This is a genomic window from Gammaproteobacteria bacterium, from assembly GCA_016716465.1.
Taxonomy (GTDB): domain Bacteria; phylum Pseudomonadota; class Gammaproteobacteria; order SZUA-140; family SZUA-140; genus JADJWH01.
This window is the reverse complement of the sequence record JADJWH010000001.1, coordinates 64,917-83,674: the sequence shown is the minus strand read 5'-3', so window position 1 is coordinate 83,674 and position 18,758 is coordinate 64,917. Positions and strand designations below refer to the sequence as shown.

Below are 18,758 nucleotides of genomic sequence, written 5' to 3'. Positions count from 1 at the left end.
GCGGGTTTGGGCTATGATGACGGCATGGAGCCCATGCCGTTTCACCCCGCCGTCGCGCAGTGGTTCACCCGCGCCCTCGGCAGACCGACCCCGGTGCAGGCGCTGGCCTGGCCCGCCGCCGCCTCCGGCCGCCACACCCTGATCGCGGCGCCGACCGGATCCGGTAAAACACTGGCCGCCTTCCTGGCCGCGATCGACTCCCTGATCCGGGAAGGCCTCGACCACGAACTGCCGGACGAGACCCGGGTGTTGTATGTCTCCCCGCTCAAAGCCCTGTCCAACGACATCCGGAAGAATCTCGAGCAACCGCTCGCCGGCATCCGCGATGCCTTGTTCGAGAGCGGCCTGCCGGACGTGCCGGTGCGCGCCTGGGTGCGCAGCGGCGACACCCCGGCGGGTGAACGCGAACGCATGCGCCGCACGCCGCCGCATATCCTGGTGACGACGCCGGAATCGCTGTACATCCTGCTCACCTCCGAGTCCGGACGCAGCATGCTCTCGACGGTACGCACCGTCATCGTCGACGAGATCCACGCGCTGGCCGGCAACAAGCGCGGGGCGCATCTCGCGCTGTCGCTGGAACGGCTCGCCGCGCTGTGCGCACGGCCGCCGGTCCGCATCGGGCTGTCGGCGACGCAGAAACCGATCGAGGGCATGGCGGAATTTCTCACCGGCGGGCCCACCACCGACTGCGCCATCATCGATACCGGCCATGTACGACGGCGCGACCTCGCGCTCGAACTGCCGGGATCGCCGCTGGAGGCGGTGATGGCGGCCGAGGTCTGGACCGAGATCTACGACCGCCTGGCGGAACTGGCGCGGGGCCACCGCACCACGCTGATCTTCGTCAACACGCGCCGTCTGGCCGAACGCGCCGCGCGCCACCTCGCCGAGCGCCTGGGCGAGGACGCGGTCACCGCGCATCACGGCAGCCTGGCGCGTGAGCACCGGCTCGACGCCGAGCAGCGACTCAAGGACGGCCGCCTGCGCGCGCTGGTGGCCACCGCCTCGCTCGAGCTCGGCATCGACATCGGCGACGTCGACCTGGTGTGCCAGCTCGGTTCACCGCGCGCGATCGCCACACTTCTGCAGCGGGTCGGACGTTCCGGTCACGCGGTCGGCGGAACGCCCAAGGGACGCCTGTTCCCGCTCTCGCGCGACGACCTCGCCGAGGGGGTGGCGCTGCTCGACGCGGTGCGGCGCGACGAACTCGACCGGATTCCGCTCACGCAGGCGCCGCTCGACGTGCTGGCACAACAGATCGTCGCCGAGGTGGCGAGCCGGGAATGGGAGGAGGCGGCGCTGTACGAGCTCGTGCGGCGCGCCCGACCGTATCACGCGCTGACGCGTGCCGACTTCACCGCCGTCGTGCGCATGCTTGCCGAGGGCTACACCACGAGGCGCGGACGCCGCGGTGCGTATCTGCACCGTGACGCGGTGAACGGCCGCCTGCGCGCGCGTCCGGGCGCGCGCCTGACCGCGGTCACCAACGCCGGCGCCATTCCCGACCAGTTCGACTATGACGTGATCCTGCAGCCGCAGGGCCAGTTCATCGGCACGCTGAACGAGGACTTCGCCTTCGAGAGCCTGCCGGGCGACATCTTCCAGCTCGGCAGCACCTCCTACCGCATGCTCAGGATCGAACAGGGCAAGGTGCACGCCGAGGACGCCAAGGGCCAGCCGCCGAACATCCCGTTCTGGTTCGGCGAGGCGCCGGGGCGCACCGACGAGCTCTCGCACGCGGTATCGCGGCTGCGGGAAACCCTGGCGCAGAAGCTTGGGGAGGGTATCGAGGCGGCCCGGCAGTGGCTGCTCGGGACGCTCGGGCTGCCGGCCTCCGCGGCGGAGCAGCTCGTCGACTATCTCGCCGCCGCGCACGCCGCGCTCGGCGGTCTGCCGACGCAGCGGCAGGTGATCCTCGAGCGCTTCTTCGACGAGGCGGGCGACATGCATCTCGTCATCCACTCGCCGTTCGGCTCGCGCATCAACCGCGCCTGGGGTCTCGCGCTGCGCAAGCGCTTCTGCCGCAAGTTCAATTTCGAACTGCAGGCCGCCGCGACGGAGGACAGCATCGTGCTGTCGCTCGGCCCGACCCACAGCTTCCCGCTGCAGGAGGTCGCCGGTTACCTGCGTGCGCACAACGCGCGCGCGATTCTGATCCAGGCGCTGCTCGCCGCGCCGATGTTCGGCACGCGCTGGCGCTGGGTCGCCAACACCGCGCTGGCGGTACCGCGCAATCGTGGCGGCAAACGCGTGCCGGCGCCGTTCCAGCGCGCCGACGCGGAGGACCTGGTCGCGCTGGTCTTCCCGGACCAGCTCGCCTGCCTGGAAAACATCGCGGGCGACCGCGAGGTGCCGGATCATCCGCTGGTGGCCCAGACCCTGAGCGACTGCCTGCACGAGCTGATGGACATCGACGGACTGACGCGGGTGCTGGAGGGCATTGAGCGCGGCGCGATCCACGTGCTCGCGCGCGATCTCACCGCGCCCTCGCCGCTCGCCGCCGAGATCCTCACCGCGCGGCCCTACGCCTTTCTCGACGACGCGCCGGCGGAGGAACGCCGCACACTGGCGGTTCAGCAGCGCCGCTTCCTCGATCCCGCCGATGCCGCCGAACTCGGCCGGCTCGATCCGGCGGCGATCGCACGCGTGCGCGCCGAGGCCTGGCCGGAGGCGGCGACGCCGGACGAACTTCACGACGGTCTCGTGCTGCTCGGCTTCCTGCGCGAGGAGGAGGCCGCGCGCGGCTGGCCCGTCCTGCTCGACCGCCTGATCGGGGAACGGCGCGCGACACGCGCGACCGGCACCGACGGCGCGGTACGCTGGGTCGCGGCCGAGCGGCTTGCCGAACTGCTCGCACTGCATCCCTCCGCGATGCTGGCGCCCGTCATCGCGCCGGTCACCGAAGCGGATCCGGAACCGCCCGCGGCGGAACAGGCGCTCATCGCGCTGCTGCGCAGCCGGCTGGAAGGCTGCGGTCCGACCACCGCATCGACGCTGGCGCGCGCGTTCGGTCTGCCGCGGGCCGCGCTGCTCTCCGCGCTCGCGGCGCTGGAACAACAGGGATTCGTGCTGCAGGGGCGCTTCAGCGCCGGCACCGACGAAATCGAATGGTGCGAGCGGCGCCTGCTCGCGCGCATCCACCGCTACACCCTGAAACAGCTGCGCAGCGAGATCGAGCCGGTGGCGCCGGCGGATTTCATGCGCTTCCTGCTCCACTGGCAGCGCCTCGATGAACCCGGCGAGGGCATTGATGCGCTCGCCGCGGCGCTGACGCAACTCGAGGGCCATGCCGCGCCGGCGGCGGCCTGGGAGACGCACATCCTGCCCGCGCGGGTCAGAAATTACGCGCCGGATGACCTCGACCGCCTGTGCGCCAGCGGACGCTTCGCCTGGTTCCGCCCCCTCGCGCCGCGGCAGCCGAAAAAGGACGGTGGTCCGGGCGCGCCGGCGCTGCGCGCCGCGCCGATCGCGCTGGTTCGGCGCTCGAGCCTGCCCTGGTGGCGCGGGGCAGCCCCCCCCGAGGATGTGACCGCCGACCTGTCCGCCTATGCGCGCGCCGTGGCGGAGGTGTTCGCGCGTCACCCGGCGGCGTTCTTCGAGGACCTGCAGCCGCTCAGCGGCCTGCTCCACACGCAGCTCGAATCCGCCCTGGCGGAGCTCGCGGCCGCCGGCCTGATCAACTGCGACAGCTTCGCCGGGCTGCGCGCCCTGCTCGCCCCGCAGCACCTGCGCCCCGGATACAACAGCGGGCGCCGGCGCCGCCGCGCGCAGGCCGCCGGGGTCGAGCATGCCGGCCGCTGGGTCTGGCTGCAGGCGCCGCCCGCGCACCATGGCGCCGATGCAGTCGAGCACATCGCCCGCACCCTGCTCCGGCGCTATGGCGTGGTGTTCCGCCGTCTGCTCGCGCGCGAGTCTGGCGCCCCGCCCTGGCGCGAGTTGATCCAGGTCTACCGCCGCCTGGAGGCGCGCGGCGAGATCCGCGGGGGGCGCTTCGTCGATGGCTTCAGCGGTGAACAGTACGCCTTGCCGGAAGCAGTAGGAAGTTTACGTGAGATCCGCCGACATGCGCGCGAGGGACTCATGATCGCCTTGTCCGGTGCCGATCCATTGAACATGACCGGCATCGTCACCCCCGGGGAACGGGTGCCGGCCCAGACGGGCAAGCGGGTCAGCTTCCGGGACGGCATACCGATTGCAGGCGTACCGGAGCAAACGGACCCGTATATCGGGCATTTCGCCGACGCGCCGGGAGAGGGACCGCCGCCCTCGCGGGTATCCCGGGTGGTTTTGTAGTATACTTCAGCCTGTTACTGGGCCCAGGACGCGAGACATGTACCCGCCGCAGAAACGTGCATCGAAGACCGCAGTATCGCTCGGCCTATCGGCGTTATTCCTGTGCGCCGCGCCCGTCCGGGCCGAGTTCACGATGAACTGGACCACCGATACCGGCAATCCCGTCTTCAGTGGCACGAGCATCACCCAGACCGATGACGGCGGTAATGACGCACTCCTTACCGGCCAAACCCCGTTTGTCTACGAACGCGTGCTCGACGGCACGACGCCCTACTATCACCTGATCGTGGGTGATCCGGCCTCCGGATTCGCGCAGGAGGTCTACATACAGTCGGGATATATCGCCCAGACCGGCGGCAACTGCCGCGGTCCGGTCAGCTGCGCGGGGACTGCGGCCGCGATCGGCCCGACGGTCTCGGCGAGCGGCGGCGACACCGCCGTCAGCTTCGGTTTCGAGGGAAACGGCTTTGACCCCCTGGGTTCGGATGCCGTTGCGAGCGGAAACAGCGGCGGCAACCCCTCGCGGGTCCAGATGCGCCAGCTGGTCACCGACGGCGACCTGACCGTGGATTTCGTCAAGGACAAGTATGCCGAAAAGCCTACAATCTCCAACGTCATCGATGCGAGTGACCTGAACGCCACGCTCATCATCAACTCCGCCGGCAATCCCCTGACCAGCGCCGCGACTGCATCCGTAGTCACCAATACCACCGAGCTGAAGGGTTCCGATCTGCCCCCGGACGTCTCATCGCCCAACGGAGGGCCGTCCGCGGTGCGCTTCGACGCGGCGACCGACGCCCAGAACCCCCATGTCACCGCCGGCAGGTATTCCTATACCCCGGGAGCCGGACCTGGCGGCAGCGGCGGCACCTATACCTATTCCGAGGGCAGCGCCAATATCAATCCCGACTGGAGCAGCTACTTCGATCACACCGAGGCCAATCCCTGGGCCTATCCTGACAATCGCCCGACGCCATAGGCGTCTTTTTCCCCGCCCTACCCGTACAGGCTCGCCCGTACCCGCCGCAGATCGGGCAGCGGATAATTCCCCAGATTCTCGACCCGCCGCCGGATCAATTCCTCGAGGCCGCGGCGCGCCAGTTCGTGACCACTGTCCGCCGCACGCCGCAGCCAGATCTCGGCCTTGGTCTCCTGCCGCATGACCCCGATGCCCTGGGCGTACATCATCCCGATGTGGTATTGGGCATCGCTGTTGCCCTGATGGGCGGCGCGAAAGAACCACTCCATCGCCGCGTAATTGTCCCGGGGGACACCGATGCCCTCCATGTACAGCGTGCCGAGCAGGTACTGCGCATCGGCATCTTCAGAGGCGGCCGCGACCAGCCACTCGACGGCGCGCTCCGGATCGCGTTCCACTCCGCGGCCGTGAAGATAGGCCAGCCCGAGCGCGTATTGGGCCTCAACGATCCCCCCCGCCGCGGCCTCGGCATACCAGCCGGCCGCCGCCCCGGCATCCACCGCCACCCCGTCACCATAGACATACATGCGCGCCAGCCGGTATTGCGCCCCGGGGAATCCGGCCTCCGCCGATTTCCGGATCCAGTCGATCGACAGCGCGCTATCGCGCTCCACGCCGACACCCGTTTCGTACATCAGGCCGAGCGTATACTGGGCCTCGGCATGACCGTTCTCCGCCGCCTGCCGGAACCAGCGCGCGGAGTCGGTGAAATTCTGCTCGACGCCGTCACCGTTCAGGTAACGGTTGCCCAGCAGGTACTGGGCGGCCACGGAACCCCGGTTCGCCTGCGCGACTTCCATATCGAGCGACAATGCCGCAGGTTCGGCCGCGGATACCCGCGCCGAGATCAGGATTATCAACACCGCCTTGAGCCACAGAACCGAAGCGCGCATCGCCAGACTCCTGCCGCGCCGGCTGGAACATGGAAACGCCGCCGGGGGCGCGAGGCGACCCGCCGGCCGACGGCCGCCCTGTTCCACATATCGGCATCAGCGGCGCAAGGTTTATCCGCGACAGCCGCCACGGGAGGCCGGCCCGTCACAGGTGACGCAGGCGCAGGGCCGAACGGGCGGGCCGGGCTCGAGGCAGCGGGGAACAAACGGGTCAGCAGGCGGAGGCGCGGATATGATTCAGCTTGTAGCGGTGTGTCAGGCGGTAGAATCGGCGCAGTTCCCTCAGCAGGCCGGCGCCGTGGTTCGACAGATAGCGCCGGCGTAACCGTCCGCAATAGAGGCTGGCGAACTGATTGGCGTGGCGGTAACGCCGCCATTCACCGTCGATCAGCCGCGGGTCGAACCGCGGGCGCGCGAATACCTGCTCATGGAGCTCGCGCGGGACGCGCAGGCGCCGCTGGCGCGCCAGCAGGAAGGCCGCGCCGACGAACTTGTCGACCTCCGCCTGCAGTTCCAGCTCGAACAGGCTGATGCCACGCCCGTGGCGCGCATTCCAGACCAGGTAGAGGAAGTGGCTGACGCCTTCCAGCGCCGACCAGAATGCCGCCAGATTGCCATCGTTCAGGCTGCGGATGGGATCGTTCGATGCCAGCACGTCGATGACGTCGGGCTCCAGGTAGAGCGACACGTGCAGCTCATCTTCCTGTTCCCAGACCAGCAGCTTCTCGGGGAGGGCACGCGCGTGCACAGCCCCCTCCAGGGTACCGGCCAGTTCGGCGTCGGTGATCAGGAAGCGATCCACCTCGCAATCGCGGGAAACATCGAGCTCGTAGATCCGCTCAAGGTGGTGCTGCAAATCGCGCAGGCATGCCGCCGACATGGCGTGCTCAGTGGCGCACGGATACCGTCGACAGGGTGTGGCCATCGATGCCCAGTTCACGCAGGCGTCGCGCGGCGCTGCGACTGCCGGTGCGCAGCCAGAGGTCATAGAGCCTCAGGGTATCGAGATCGCTGTTCGGCTCGACGCCCTCACGGACGCATGCGAGCGCGGCGGCGAATTCGGAGAACTTGCGCGAGAGTTCGGTGAAGATCGCGCAGAATGCCGCGCCCCGCGTCGTCCCCCGCATGGCATCCGAGAGATAACCATAGGCATTGCTGCCCATGGCGATATAGTAATCGACGTCGACGGGCTTGCGCCGCAGACTCTCGGAGAAGACGCCCGCGATGAACAGGGCGACATCGCCCAGGCGCTGTACCATCTGATTGCGTTGCTGGGGATGCGGCAATTCAAGGGCTTCGGCATACATGATGGCGAGGGGCTTGAGTTCGAAGCCATCGGCGGTCTGTTCGTAGAACCGGTCGGCGCGCTGATAGGCGGTGAGCAGATTGACGATGTAGTAGACCGTCTCCACCGCGGCGTCCACGCCCTGGGTGCTCAGTGCGTCGTCGATGGTGTGCTGAAAGTATTCACGCAGATCCGTCCCGGTGATGAGACGCTCGGAATGTGGATGCCCCGCCATCAGTACACCTCCCAACAGCCACACCAATACACCTATACCCTATATCGGTCGCTGCGCCCGGCGCTCAAGCAGGCGACACCCCTCCGGTGTATATAGCGCAATTTCCGGCCGCGGGTAAGCTTAGCAAGGCCCTGATTAACTGGTATAATTCGGCGCCATGCGCGCTACGGCGCGCGACCGCGGAAAAACAAAGGGGACGGAGTTTTGCTCCGCCCCCTTGTCGTTTCCAGCTGGCGAGACCATGCCCCGGCACCGCGCGGGTCTACATCTCCGGCAGATGATCGTGGTTCGCGCGCGGGGCTCAGCCCTGCAGCACGGCGATGATGTCGTCTTCCCGCATTACGATATATTCCTGGCCGTCGACCTTCACCTCGGTGCCGGAGTATTTCCCGAACAGCACGCTGTCGCCGACCTTCACCTCCAGTTTGCGGACCGAACCGTCATCGGCGATCTTGCCCTTGCCGACGGCGATCACCTCGCCCCGGATCGGTTTTTCCGCCGCCGAGTCGGGGATGACGATCCCGCCCCTGGAAACATTTTCCTCGCTCGCGCGCTTGACCAGCACGCGATCGTGCAAAGGACGAATCTTCATAAACACTCTCCCTGGTTCAGAGTTTCGATTCAGAAGGTTACATGGATATTCCTGACGCACGGTACCGTGCGTCAGGAATATATGCGCTGATCGTGGAATTTCAAGCCCCCCATGGATCGGTCAGAACTTGTATACGAGAGTGGTGGAGGTCTCGGTATCCGTCTCGTCGATTCCGGGCGGCACGTCGCTGGTATGGGTGACCCGGACACCGAACTTGGCCGCGAGATTCCCGACCACCTGGGCCGAGAGCGTGGACAGGGAACGGGTCACCGTGAGCCCTCCCCCGCTTTCGGTCTCCAGTTCCTGGGCGAACTTCGCGGAGGGGCTGATGCGCCACTCCAGCAGGCCGGCGAGACGAACGATCCCGTCGTTCTCGCTGTCACCCGTGTCGCTCACCTTGTCCTGGCGGGCACCCAGACCGGCTTCGGCATTCAGCGTGATGCTCTCGTTCTGCACCAGGCGGCGGCCGTAGCCGAGCGTCTCGCTGGCGCGGTAATCGTAACCGCTGAATTCGTCATCCTCATAGTTGAGCAGACCGAAGACGTAGCTCGCGGCGCTCAGATCGCGTTCCGATTTACCGGACAGCATCACCCGGTCCGCGTTGGTCTCGTTGTTGTCGCTTCCCTTCAGCAGATCCAGCTTGCCCGTATGCTTCCAGGGGTCTGCGCCGTAGACCAGGGTGGCCTTGGTGTTGATCGTCTCGGTCTCGGTATTGCCCGTCGTGACAACGAAGCCCAGACCGGCGTCGCCGCTCCACCCCTGCGGGGCCTTCTCCTGCGCGCGCGCGGGCGATACGCCCGTCGCCAGCACCGCCATTACCATCACGGCCATCATTCGTGTCTTGTGCTTCATCACATACTCCTGTCTGCTGCGGTCATCAAAACACGGGGAAGATCGCAAGCGCCGCGACCCGGTCCCCGGAAATCGGAAAAATGATTGTCGGTCGGCTAGCCGTTCTTCAGGCCTGAAGACGCCGCGCTGGCGTCGATCAACTGCATCATGACGGGCTTACTCGCCTCGCCGAAATAGATCGAGCGATGCGGAAAGGGGATTTCGATGCCCTCATGGTCGAAGGCCTTCTTCACACGGCGCAGATATTCCCTGCCGAGATCCCACTGCTTGATCGGAACGGTCTTGATCCGACCCTTGATATTGACCGCGGAGTCCGCGAAGGCGTCCACGCCGAAAATTTCGATGTCATCCACCATGAACGGCCCGAAGGCCTCATCCTGTTTCAGCTCCGTCCCGACGCGGCGCATCACATCCACTACCTTGTCGGTATCCTCCTTGTAGGCGACGCCGACCGTGAACACGTAGGCCGACCACTCACGCGTCACATTGGCCAGTGTATTGATGGTGCCGTTGGGGAATACGTGAACCACGCCGGACAGATCGCGCAATACGATGGTCCGGAGATTGATCTTCTCCACCAGCCCGCCGGTGCCGTTGACAACGGCAACGTCGCCAACACGCACCTGATTTTCCAGGATCATGAAGAAACCGGTGATCAGATCGCGCACCAGGTTCTGCGCCCCGAAGCCGACGGCCAGTCCGACGACACCGGCGCTCGCCAGGATCGGCGCGATCTCCACTCCGACCTCGCGCAGGATCATCAGGACGATCATGGCCCAGATCACGATGATCGCGGCCTGACGTATCAGCTTGGCCAGAGTTTCGGCGCGCTTTGCCGCCTCTCCCGCCGCCTCGCCCTCTCCATGGGCACGTTCCACCAGCAGGGCCTCCATGCGACGCAGCGCGATCTTGACCACGGTGAGCGCGACCCAGCCCATGACCAGGATCAGCGCGATCCGCAGCGACGAAAAAATCATTGTGTCCCAGTGAATCTGGCTGAGCAGATCCAGCAGCTTTTCCATCGCGATGTCCTCCCTGGGTCGAACGGGCGTCCGCCGCGCAACGCACGAACTTGCGAAAACGCGCACCTGCGGGTCATATTACGCGATAGGGGCAGGAGATTGAACCCTTGCGGCCAGGATGATTTCGCTCCGGGGGACCGCAACACGCGTCCGGACAGAATCAATATGACTGGCGCGCCGGGATTTCAGCCGCTTCGGACGATTCGCGGTGACTACCGATACGGAGGACACAATGGCGACACTGCGGTTTCTGGGCGCAACCGGGCAGGTGACGGGCTCCTGTTATCTGCTCGAGACCGCACATGCGCACATATTGCTCGAATGCGGCATGTTCCAGGGCGATTCCCAGACCGAAGGGGACAAACCGGAAGCCCTTCGCCTTCGATCCGCGCGGCATCGACGCGGTGGTCCTGTCACACGCGCACCTCGATCACTCCGGCCTGCTCCCGCGCCTGGCGCGCGAAGGCTTCCGCGGCCCTGTGTATGCCACTCCCGCCACGCATGATCTGATCGCGTTGATGCTGAAAGACGCGGCCCATCTGGAGGAAAAGGACACCGAATGGGAGAACAAGATCCGCCGGCGCGCCGGCAAACAGACGATCACCCCGCTGTACACCCTCGCCGATGTGGAAGCCGTGCTCGAGCTGCGTCAGCCCGTCGAGTACGACACGCGCTGCCATCTGTCCGCGGACATCGATTTCCGCTTCCGCGACGCCGGTCATATCCTCGGCTCGTCCATCGTCGAGCTGTGGATCCGGGATAACGGCTCCACCACCAAGCTGGTCTTTTCCGGTGATCTCGGCAACAAGGATTCCTTTCTGCTGCGCGATCCGACGCCTGTCGATGAAGCCGACATCGTGCTGATGGAGTCGACCTACGGTGATCGTGACCATCGTCCGCCGATGGAAACCGTGGAGGAATTTAGGCTGGCCCTGCAGGCCGCGGCCCGGAGCGGCGGCAATGTGTTGATACCCGCGTTCGCGGTGGGGCGCACTCAGGAGATCCTCTATCTGCTCGGCCGTTTCTTCCAGGCCGGCGAGCTGCCGCAGCGCGCGGTCTTCCTGGACAGCCCGATGGCCATCGCGGCGACGGACATCTACCACGATCATATGACGCTGTTCAACCGGAAAGAACTCGCCGAGCTGCATCGCGCGGACGCCGCCAACCTGCTCGCCTGGCTGCCCGTGCTGCGCACTTCGCGCACGACCGAGGAATCGATGGCGATCAACCAGATCACGGGCGGCGCCATCATCATCGCCGGCAGCGGGATGTGCAACGGCGGTCGCATTCGCCACCACCTGAAATACAATCTGTGGCGCAGTGAAGCGCACGTGATCTTCGTGGGCTTTCAGGCGCGGGGAACTCCCGGACGCGCGCTGGTCGACGGCGCGCAGCAGATACACCTGATGGGCAGCGAGATCGCGGTAAAGGCGCGCATCCACACCCTGGGCGGGTTCTCCGCCCACGCCGGCCAGCGCCAGCTGATCGACTGGTTACGCGGCCCCGGCACGCGCAGGCCGCGCGTGTATCTGGTGCACGGCGAAACCGAGAAGGCCGGGATCCTGCGCGGACGCATCCGTGAAGAGCTCGGCCTGGAGGCTCGCATCCCGGGCATGGGCGAGCGCATCGACATATAAAAAAGACCGCCGCGCCGCGGCAGGCGACGCGACGGCCAGGCTGCCGACCGGCTTACTTCAGGCGCTCGATGCCGAGCGCTTTCAGCATGTACTTCTCGTAGATAGGTTCCGAGGTCCCGTTTTTCATCTTGCGGATGAAATATTTCTCGAAGGCGATCTTCGCCAGGTGTACCCACTTGCCTTTCTTGAACCAGTTGACGTTGCGCGGCGGAATCTGTGGCAGGGCCACGAAGGCGGCGCCGGTATCCCCCATATCCGCCAGGCAGATGGCGTTCCAGGTGCCCGTATGGCTCGGCGCGCGGCCGGCGACCTCCTCTTCGATGTTGTGCACGATGGCAGTCACCATCGACTCAATCATGTAGCCGGTCTTCGGCGTTCCGGTCGGTACCGGCGTCTGCTCGACCGGCGGTATCGCGATGCATACGCCCGCCGAATAGATATTCGGATATTTCGGGCTGCGCTGGTGCTTGTCGACGATGACGAAACCGCGTGGGTTGCACAGGCCCTCCACCTTCGCCACCGCGTCGACACCCTTGAACGCGGGCAGCATCATGGAGAACCTGAAGTCGAGCTCATGCTGCTTGATCACCTGACCGGAGTCGTTATGCTCGTCGACGTACATCTTGCCCGCCTCGACCCGCGTCACCTTGGCATTGGTGATCCATTTGATGTGGCGTTCGCGAAGCTCGCTCTCGAGCATTCCCTTGGAATCTCCGACTCCGCCGAGACCAAGGTGTCCGATATACGGCTCGCTGGTCACGTAGGTCATCGGCACCTTGTCGCGCAGCTTGCGCTTGCGCAGGTCGGCATCGACGATGAACGCAAACTCATAGGCAGGGCCGAAACAGCTCGCGCCCTGCACCGCGCCGATCACTGCGTGACCGGGGTTGCCGAGGAATTCCTGATAGGCGTCATAGGCCTTCTCGGCATGATCCACCGTGCACACCGACTGGGTATGTCCACCGTGGGGCCCAATGCCGGGAACCTCGTCGAACGAAAGCTTGGGCCCGGTGGCGATGATCAGATAGTCGTACTTGACGGTCTCGCCGCGCGCGAGCTGCAGCGTGCTGCCCGCGGCGTCGATCCCGGTAACGGTGTCCGCGATGAAATCAATGCCCTTGCGCTCGAGATGCGGCCGGATCGGAAAGGTAATGTCCGGGCGTTTGCGCCAGCCGACGGCGATCCACGGATTGGAGGGCACGAACTGGAAGTAATCCACCGCATTGATCACGGTAATCTTGTGCGATTTATCCAGCGCCTCGCGCGCCTCGTAGGCCGCCGGCATGCCGCCGGTCCCCGCTCCCAATATCACGATATGCGCCATTTCATTCCTCCTTCATTCGTATCAGTATCATGTCAATGGTCGCGCCCTGTCGGAGGCGCCTCTTCCGTCAATCAAGTTGGCACTCCGATTCCAGCCACATGGCATTGATGATTCCCAGCGCAACCGCCAGTCCAACGCCCAGTATCCAGGTGAAATACCACATGCGTACACCTCCTTAATACACTGAATGACTCTTTTCCTCGATCATCTTCGCGGTCACCTTGCCGCGCATCACGCGGTAGACCCAGGCGGTGTAGGCAATCACGATCGGCAGGAAAAACAGCGTCGCCCAGAACATCCATGTCAACGTCAGCTGACTCGAGGTGGCGTCCCATGCGGTGAGGCTGTGATCGGGCCGGATCGAGGACGGCATGATGAACGGAAACATCGAGATTCCCGCGGTCAGGATCACGCCGGCGAGCGACAGGCCGCTGAACACGAAGGCGGTTCCGGGCCGGTCGCGCGAGGAAAACCGCAGCGCCAGAGCCGCACCCATGATGCCCAACGCCGGCGCCAGCAGCGTCAGCGGGTAGCTGGCGTAATTCTCGAACCAGGCGCCCGCTCCGCGCTCCACGGCCTTGCCGAGAATGTTTGGCATGGCGTCGGCCGGCGGCATGGAGACGATGCGGTAACCCTCGACGCCAAGATACAGCCACGCCCCGGCCAGGGCGAACGCCACGATCATCACGCTGCCCGCGATGCGTGCCGCCGTCCTGGCGCGCGCGTAGATCACGCCCTCGGTGCGCACCTGGAGAAACACGGCGCCGTGCATGACGAGCATGGACAGGCTGACGACCCCGGCCAGCAGCGCGAACGGGTTCAGCAGGCCGAAGAACGAACCGGTGTAGCTCGGACGCATCATCTCGTCATACTGAAACGGCACACCCTGCAACAGGTTGCCGAAGGCGACTCCGAACACCAGCGCCGGCACCATCCCGCCCGCGAACAGGCCCCAGTCCCAGGCCCGGCGCCAGCGCGGATCCTCCACCTTGCTGCGGTAATCGAAACCTACCGGCCGGAAGAAGAGCGCGAACAATACCAGCAGCAGCGCAACGTAAAATCCCGAAAAGGCCGCGGCATATACCGCCGGCCAGGCCGCGAAGACGGCGCCACCGGCAGTGATGAACCAGACCTGGTTGCCGTCCCAGGTGGGGCCGACCGAGTTGATGATGATGCGGCGCTCGGTATCGGTCCGGCCGAGGAACGGCAGCAGGGTCCCGACACCGAGGTCGAAACCGTCGGTCAGCGCGAAACCGATCAACAGAACCCCGACGAACAGCCACCAGATCAGTTTAAGCGTATCGTAATCGAAGATCATGGCCTCGCTCCTTATGCGTCCTGGCGCGACTGCGGCTGATGCGCCAGCACCGTGCCGCCGCCCGCCTCAAAGTGATAGCGTCCGCTGTGCAACGAACTCGGTCCCAGCCGCGCGTATTTGAACATCAGATACAACTCCGCGATCAGCAGCAGGGTGTAGAAACCGATGAATCCGGACAGGCTGAATATCAGGTCGCCGACGCCGAGCGTAGAGGTGGCGAGGTGCGTTGGCAGCACCTCGCCGATCGCCCACGGCTGCCGGCCGTATTCCGCGACGAACCATCCCGCCTCCGCGGCCAGCCAGGGCAGCGGTATGCTGTACAGGGCCAGGCGCAGGATCCAGCGCCGCTGCTGCACCTGGCGGCGGATACAGTAATAAAAGGTCATCCCGAACAGGAACAGCATGAAAAACCCGAACGCGACCATGATCCTGAACACCCAGAACATGGGCGCGACTCGCGGGATGGATTCACGTGCCGCCTGCTGTATCTGCTCATCGCTGGCGCCGACGACATCCGGATGATAACGCTTGAGCAGCAGGCCGTACCCCAGTTCGTCCTTGTGGCGTTCGAACGACTCCCGGACCGCCGCCGAATCATCCCCGCCACGCAGCTTCTGCAACGCCGCATACGCCACGATGCCATCGCGGATGCGCTGCTCGTTGGCCTCGATGATATCCTTGATCCCGGTGATTTTTTCATCCACCGAGCGGGTGGCGATCAGGCCGAGGGCATAGGGGATCTTCACCGCATAGTCGGTCGTCTGCCGTTCCTGGTCGGGAAGCCCGAACAACGTGAAGGCCGCCGGCGGCTCCTGCGTCTCCCATTCGGCCTCGATCACGGCCAATTTGGTCTTCTGCACGTTGCCGATCTCGTAGCCGCTCTCGTCCCCGAGCACGATCACCGACAGGATGGAAGCCAGCCCGAATCCCGAGGCGATGGCGAAGGAACGCCGCGCAAACGGCAGATCGCGTCCCTTCAGCATGTAATAGGCGCTGATGCCAAGCACGAACAGGGATCCGGTGACATAGCCCGCGGCAACCGTGTGCACGAACTTAACCTGCGCGACCGGATTGAAGAAGATGTCCGCGAAACTCGTCATCTCCATGCGCATGGTCTGATAGTTGAACTCGGCCCCGGTCGGATGCTGCATCCAGCCGTTCGCTATCAATATCCACAGGGCGGACAGATTCGAACCGAGCGCGACCAGCACCGTCACCGCCAGATGCCCGCGCTTGCTCAGGCGGTCCCAGCCGAAGAAGAACAGCCCGACGAAGGTCGATTCGAGAAAGAAGGCCATCAGGCCCTCGATCGCCAACGGTACGCCAAAGATATCCCCGACGTAATGTGAGTAGTACGCCCAGTTGGTGCCGAACTGGAACTCCATGGTGATGCCGGTGGTGACCCCGAGGGCGAAATTGATGCCGAACAGCTTGCCCCAGAAGCGGGTCATGTCCTTGTAGATCTCCTTGCCCGTCATGACGTACACCGACTCCATGATCACCAGCAGCCAGGCCAGGCCCAGCGTGAGCGGGACAAACAGGAAGTGATACATCGCGGTCACCGCGAACTGCAGCCGGGAAAGATCTACTACCGATTCACTGATCATGTGTCGTGCCCCTATGGCAGGTTGGGTTCCGATCCCGCGCGCACGCCGGTAAAGGCAGCGGCGATGCCGGTATCGTCGAGATGTTCATCCACCGGGTTACTGAAAAACAGGAACCACAGCGCCCCGATGAACAACAGCTTGACGATCAGGGCAGCGGTGATTTCGGCGGCCAGCGACAGCCGGCGCGGCGGCACGACAGGGGGACTCGCCCACGGGCGATTCACAGCAGGGTTTGTGCGCTCCATTCCCGTCTCCTCATTCCCGCCAGCGGCGTCACCAAATGGCGCTGGCGGAGTCTTGTTCCGTAAGACCGGTTTTCGATTCCTGCACAGGAAGAGCAAGCAGCGAGCCAACTCTAGCTCACACACCGGGACGAAAAAAGGGCACGCTTCGATTCAATTACAATTTATTGATTGTTAAAAATAAAATCATCCATCGACTGGAAGGATACGCGGCGGCTGGCCCAGGAGCCGGGCCGAGACGGGGCTGGATACCTCCGTCATTGTATGCCAGAATTGGCGGCATCGGGTTTTAAAAATGCCATATTTGTCATATATGACGCGCACATCTCACAAGCTGCCCGACCTTACCGCGCTGCTCGACGGCTTCAGTGATCCCGCCGTGCTGATCGGCCGCGATTACCGGATCCTGGCCGCCAACCGGCACTATCACGCCCACTATGGAAAACCCCGGCGGCAGGGCGCCGGATCGCACTGTTACGAGGTATCGCATCGCTTCACCCGCCCGTGCGACGAGGCCGGAGAAACCTGCCCGCTGCGCAACAGTCTCGCCACCGGACAGACGCAGCGCGTGCTGCATCTGCATTACACGCGCAAGGGCGAGGAGCGCGTCACGGTCGAAACCATGCCGATACGGGATGGGCATGGCGAGATCGCCTATTTTCTGGAGATCCTGCGCGAGAGCAGTGTCGGCGCCGCGCAGGCGAATGAACAGCGCCTGATCGGTCACTCACCGGCGTTTCTGCGCATGCTCGAACTGATCGAACGTGCCGCGCCGAGCGACACCGCCGTGTTGCTGCTGGGAGAGTCCGGCACCGGCAAGGAAATGGCGGCACTGGAGTTGCACGAAATGAGCCGGCGGGCCGGCGGGCCGTTCGTTCCCGTGGAGTGCTCCGGCCTCACCGAATCGCTGTTCGAAAGCGAGCTGTTCGGCCATGAGAAAGGATCCTTTACCGGCGCGCACGCCCGCAAGACCGGGCTGGTGGAGGCCGCCCAGGGAGGCACCATGTTCTTCGACGAGGTGGCGGACATCCCGCTGTCCATGCAGGTGAAGCTGCTGCGCCTGCTGGAAACGCGGTCCTATCGGCGTGTCGGCGGCGTCGAAACCCGGCAAGCGGAGTTCCGCCTCGTCTGCGCGACCCACGGTGACCTGCGTCAGGCGGTAAACGACGGGCGTTTCCGCCGCGACCTCTATTACCGCATCAGCACCTTCCCAATCACGCTGCCACCCCTGCGCGAACGCGACGACGATCTGGAACTGATCGCGCGCGCGCTGCTGGACCGTATGAACCGTAAGCGGCATCGGCTGTCCGAACAGGCGCTGGAATGCCTGCAAGGCTACGATTTTCCGGGCAATGTGCGCGAACTGCGCAATATCCTCGAACGCGCCGTCCTGCTATGCGACGGAGAACTGATCGGACCCGAACATCTGCCCGAGGAATGCCGCATCAGGAATACCGGACAGCCGCACCCACAGGCGGAGCCGTTCAGCGGACCCCTGCAACCGCTGGAGGCGATCGAACGACAGTATCTGAACTGGGCGTTGGAACGGAACGGCACCGACAAACGCGCGCTGGCGCGAACCCTCGGCCTGAGCGAGCGGACTCTGTATCGGAAATTGCGGGAACTCAAAAACCCGGATTAAGGACGGAGGACTGAGGTCTCGGCAACCGACCCAAAACCCGACCATGGAAATTCCTCGACGTGAAACCGGCAAGGCTTGCCACGTCCACAGTCGTTAGTCCTCGACCTTGACCAGAATACCCTCCCCTTCCACGCGGACCGGATACGTCTTCAGGGGCTCGTAGGCCGGCGGAGATTCCACGGCGCCGGTCCGGATATTGAACTGCGCACCGTGGAGCGGACACTGGATGCGGTCGCCGAGAATCATGCCACCGCACAATTCGACGTAGGCATGCGTGCAGATATTGTCGATGGCATGGAATTCCCCGGCGAGGTTGATGATCGCGAGCATGCGATCCTCGATGATCACCGGCTTGCACTGGCCCGACGGGATTTCCGCTACCTTGGCGACCTCGACCCACCCATTCATTTGCCAGCCGGTCCCTCTTACAACAGGCCGAGCTGCAGGCGGGCAGCCTCAGTCATGCGGTCTTGCGTCCAGGTGGGCTCCCACACCAGCTTGACGGTCACCTCCTCCACGCCATCCACTTCGCGCAGGCGCGCCTCGACCACGCCCGGGAATGTCTGCGCCACCGGGCAGCCGGGCGCGGTCAGGGTCATCTCGACGTAGAGATTGCCTTCGGCTTCATTCACGTCGAGGGTGTAGATCAGACCCAGCTCGTAGATATTGACCGGTATCTCGGGATCGTAGATGGTGCGCAAGGCCGCGATTGCGCGCTCACGCAAACCGCCCTCCGTGTCTTCCGCCGCCGGCCCTGCGGGGGCAGGCCGGTGCCGCTCCGGATGGGACGGATTGACGGACTTGATCTTGATGTCCTTGAGCTGGTCTCCCATG

Annotated in this window: 16 protein-coding genes and 1 pseudogene; 4 read left to right on the top strand and 13 right to left on the bottom strand. The window is 64.9% G+C overall.

Translation table 11 applies throughout. The annotated features are described in order from the left end of the window. Positions 1–24: 24 nt before the first annotated feature. Positions 25–4,296 carry a DEAD/DEAH box helicase gene (locus IPM20_00420; protein MBK9130094.1) on the top strand — a complete coding sequence of 1,424 codons (4,272 nt, stop codon included), beginning with the start codon at positions 25–27 and terminating at the stop codon, positions 4,294–4,296. Between the two features lie 37 nt (positions 4,297–4,333). Continuing rightward, complete coding sequence (locus tag IPM20_00415; protein ID MBK9130093.1) at positions 4,334–5,275, top strand: hypothetical protein; 942 nt, start codon at positions 4,334–4,336, stop codon at positions 5,273–5,275. A gap of 17 nt (positions 5,276–5,292) precedes the next feature. Here the strand turns inward: IPM20_00415 and IPM20_00410 are convergent, their stop codons facing one another. The 6 genes from IPM20_00410 to IPM20_00385 all read right to left on the bottom strand — a co-directional run bounded on the left by IPM20_00410 (position 5,293) and on the right by IPM20_00385 (position 10,154). Beyond that, positions 5,293–6,168, bottom strand: coding sequence for a sel1 repeat family protein (locus tag IPM20_00410; GenBank protein ID MBK9130092.1), 876 nt, complete (start codon positions 6,166–6,168; stop codon positions 5,293–5,295). Positions 6,169–6,379: 211 nt separating this feature from the next. Next, on the bottom strand, positions 6,380–7,048 hold the full coding sequence (locus IPM20_00405; protein ID MBK9130091.1) for a hypothetical protein: 669 nt from the start codon (positions 7,046–7,048) through the stop codon (positions 6,380–6,382). A gap of 7 nt (positions 7,049–7,055) precedes the next feature. After that, entirely contained in the window at positions 7,056–7,688 is a 633-nt protein-coding gene (locus tag IPM20_00400; protein MBK9130090.1) for a hypothetical protein, read from the bottom strand. A 301-nt stretch (positions 7,689–7,989) separates the two neighbouring features. Further along, on the bottom strand, positions 7,990–8,280 hold the full coding sequence (gene groES / locus IPM20_00395) for a co-chaperone GroES (GenBank protein MBK9130089.1): 291 nt from the start codon (positions 8,278–8,280) through the stop codon (positions 7,990–7,992). A gap of 120 nt (positions 8,281–8,400) precedes the next feature. Beyond that, the gene (locus IPM20_00390) at positions 8,401–9,132 is read right to left on the bottom strand and encodes a DUF481 domain-containing protein (GenBank protein ID MBK9130088.1); all 732 of its coding nucleotides are present in this window, start codon (positions 9,130–9,132) and stop codon (positions 8,401–8,403) included. A gap of 95 nt (positions 9,133–9,227) precedes the next feature. Continuing rightward, positions 9,228–10,154, bottom strand: a complete 927-nt coding sequence (locus tag IPM20_00385) for a mechanosensitive ion channel family protein (GenBank protein ID MBK9130087.1) — start codon at positions 10,152–10,154, stop codon at positions 9,228–9,230. A 232-nt stretch (positions 10,155–10,386) separates the two neighbouring features. Here IPM20_00385 and IPM20_00380 point away from each other — a divergent pair. Beyond that, positions 10,387–11,791 (top strand): annotated as a pseudogene (locus IPM20_00380) (MBL fold metallo-hydrolase). Between the two features lie 52 nt (positions 11,792–11,843). On the opposite strand, the gene IPM20_00375 reads toward IPM20_00380, so the two are convergent. From IPM20_00375 to IPM20_00355, 5 genes are all read right to left on the bottom strand, one after another. After that, positions 11,844–13,115 carry an NAD(P)/FAD-dependent oxidoreductase gene (locus IPM20_00375; protein MBK9130086.1) on the bottom strand — a complete coding sequence of 424 codons (1,272 nt, stop codon included), beginning with the start codon at positions 13,113–13,115 and terminating at the stop codon, positions 11,844–11,846. Between the two features lie 67 nt (positions 13,116–13,182). Next, positions 13,183–13,278: a cytochrome bd-I oxidase subunit CydX gene (gene cydX / locus IPM20_00370; GenBank protein ID MBK9130085.1), complete on the bottom strand. Its 96-nt coding sequence runs from the start codon at positions 13,276–13,278 to the stop codon at positions 13,183–13,185. A 12-nt stretch (positions 13,279–13,290) separates the two neighbouring features. After that, entirely contained in the window at positions 13,291–14,433 is a 1,143-nt protein-coding gene (gene cydB / locus IPM20_00365; GenBank protein MBK9130084.1) for a cytochrome d ubiquinol oxidase subunit II, read from the bottom strand. 11 nt (positions 14,434–14,444) lie between these two features. Further along, positions 14,445–16,040 (bottom strand): cytochrome ubiquinol oxidase subunit I, encoded by a 1,596-nt coding sequence (locus tag IPM20_00360; GenBank protein MBK9130083.1) that lies wholly within the window; start codon positions 16,038–16,040, stop codon positions 14,445–14,447. A gap of 11 nt (positions 16,041–16,051) precedes the next feature. Continuing rightward, positions 16,052–16,285 (bottom strand): hypothetical protein, encoded by a 234-nt coding sequence (locus tag IPM20_00355; GenBank protein MBK9130082.1) that lies wholly within the window; start codon positions 16,283–16,285, stop codon positions 16,052–16,054. Positions 16,286–16,577: 292 nt separating this feature from the next. Here IPM20_00355 and IPM20_00350 point away from each other — a divergent pair, with 292 nt between their 5' ends. Further along, complete coding sequence (locus IPM20_00350) at positions 16,578–17,924, top strand: sigma 54-interacting transcriptional regulator (GenBank protein MBK9130081.1); 1,347 nt, start codon at positions 16,578–16,580, stop codon at positions 17,922–17,924. Between the two features lie 93 nt (positions 17,925–18,017). Here the strand turns inward: IPM20_00350 and IPM20_00345 are convergent, their stop codons facing one another. Together IPM20_00345 and IPM20_00340 are read right to left on the bottom strand one after the other, a co-directional pair. Continuing rightward, complete coding sequence (locus tag IPM20_00345) at positions 18,018–18,332, bottom strand: non-heme iron oxygenase ferredoxin subunit (protein ID MBK9130080.1); 315 nt, start codon at positions 18,330–18,332, stop codon at positions 18,018–18,020. Between the two features lie 17 nt (positions 18,333–18,349). Next, positions 18,350–18,757, bottom strand: coding sequence for an SUF system Fe-S cluster assembly protein (locus IPM20_00340; GenBank protein MBK9130079.1), 408 nt, complete (start codon positions 18,755–18,757; stop codon positions 18,350–18,352). Between the last annotated feature and the right edge of the window lies 1 nt (position 18,758).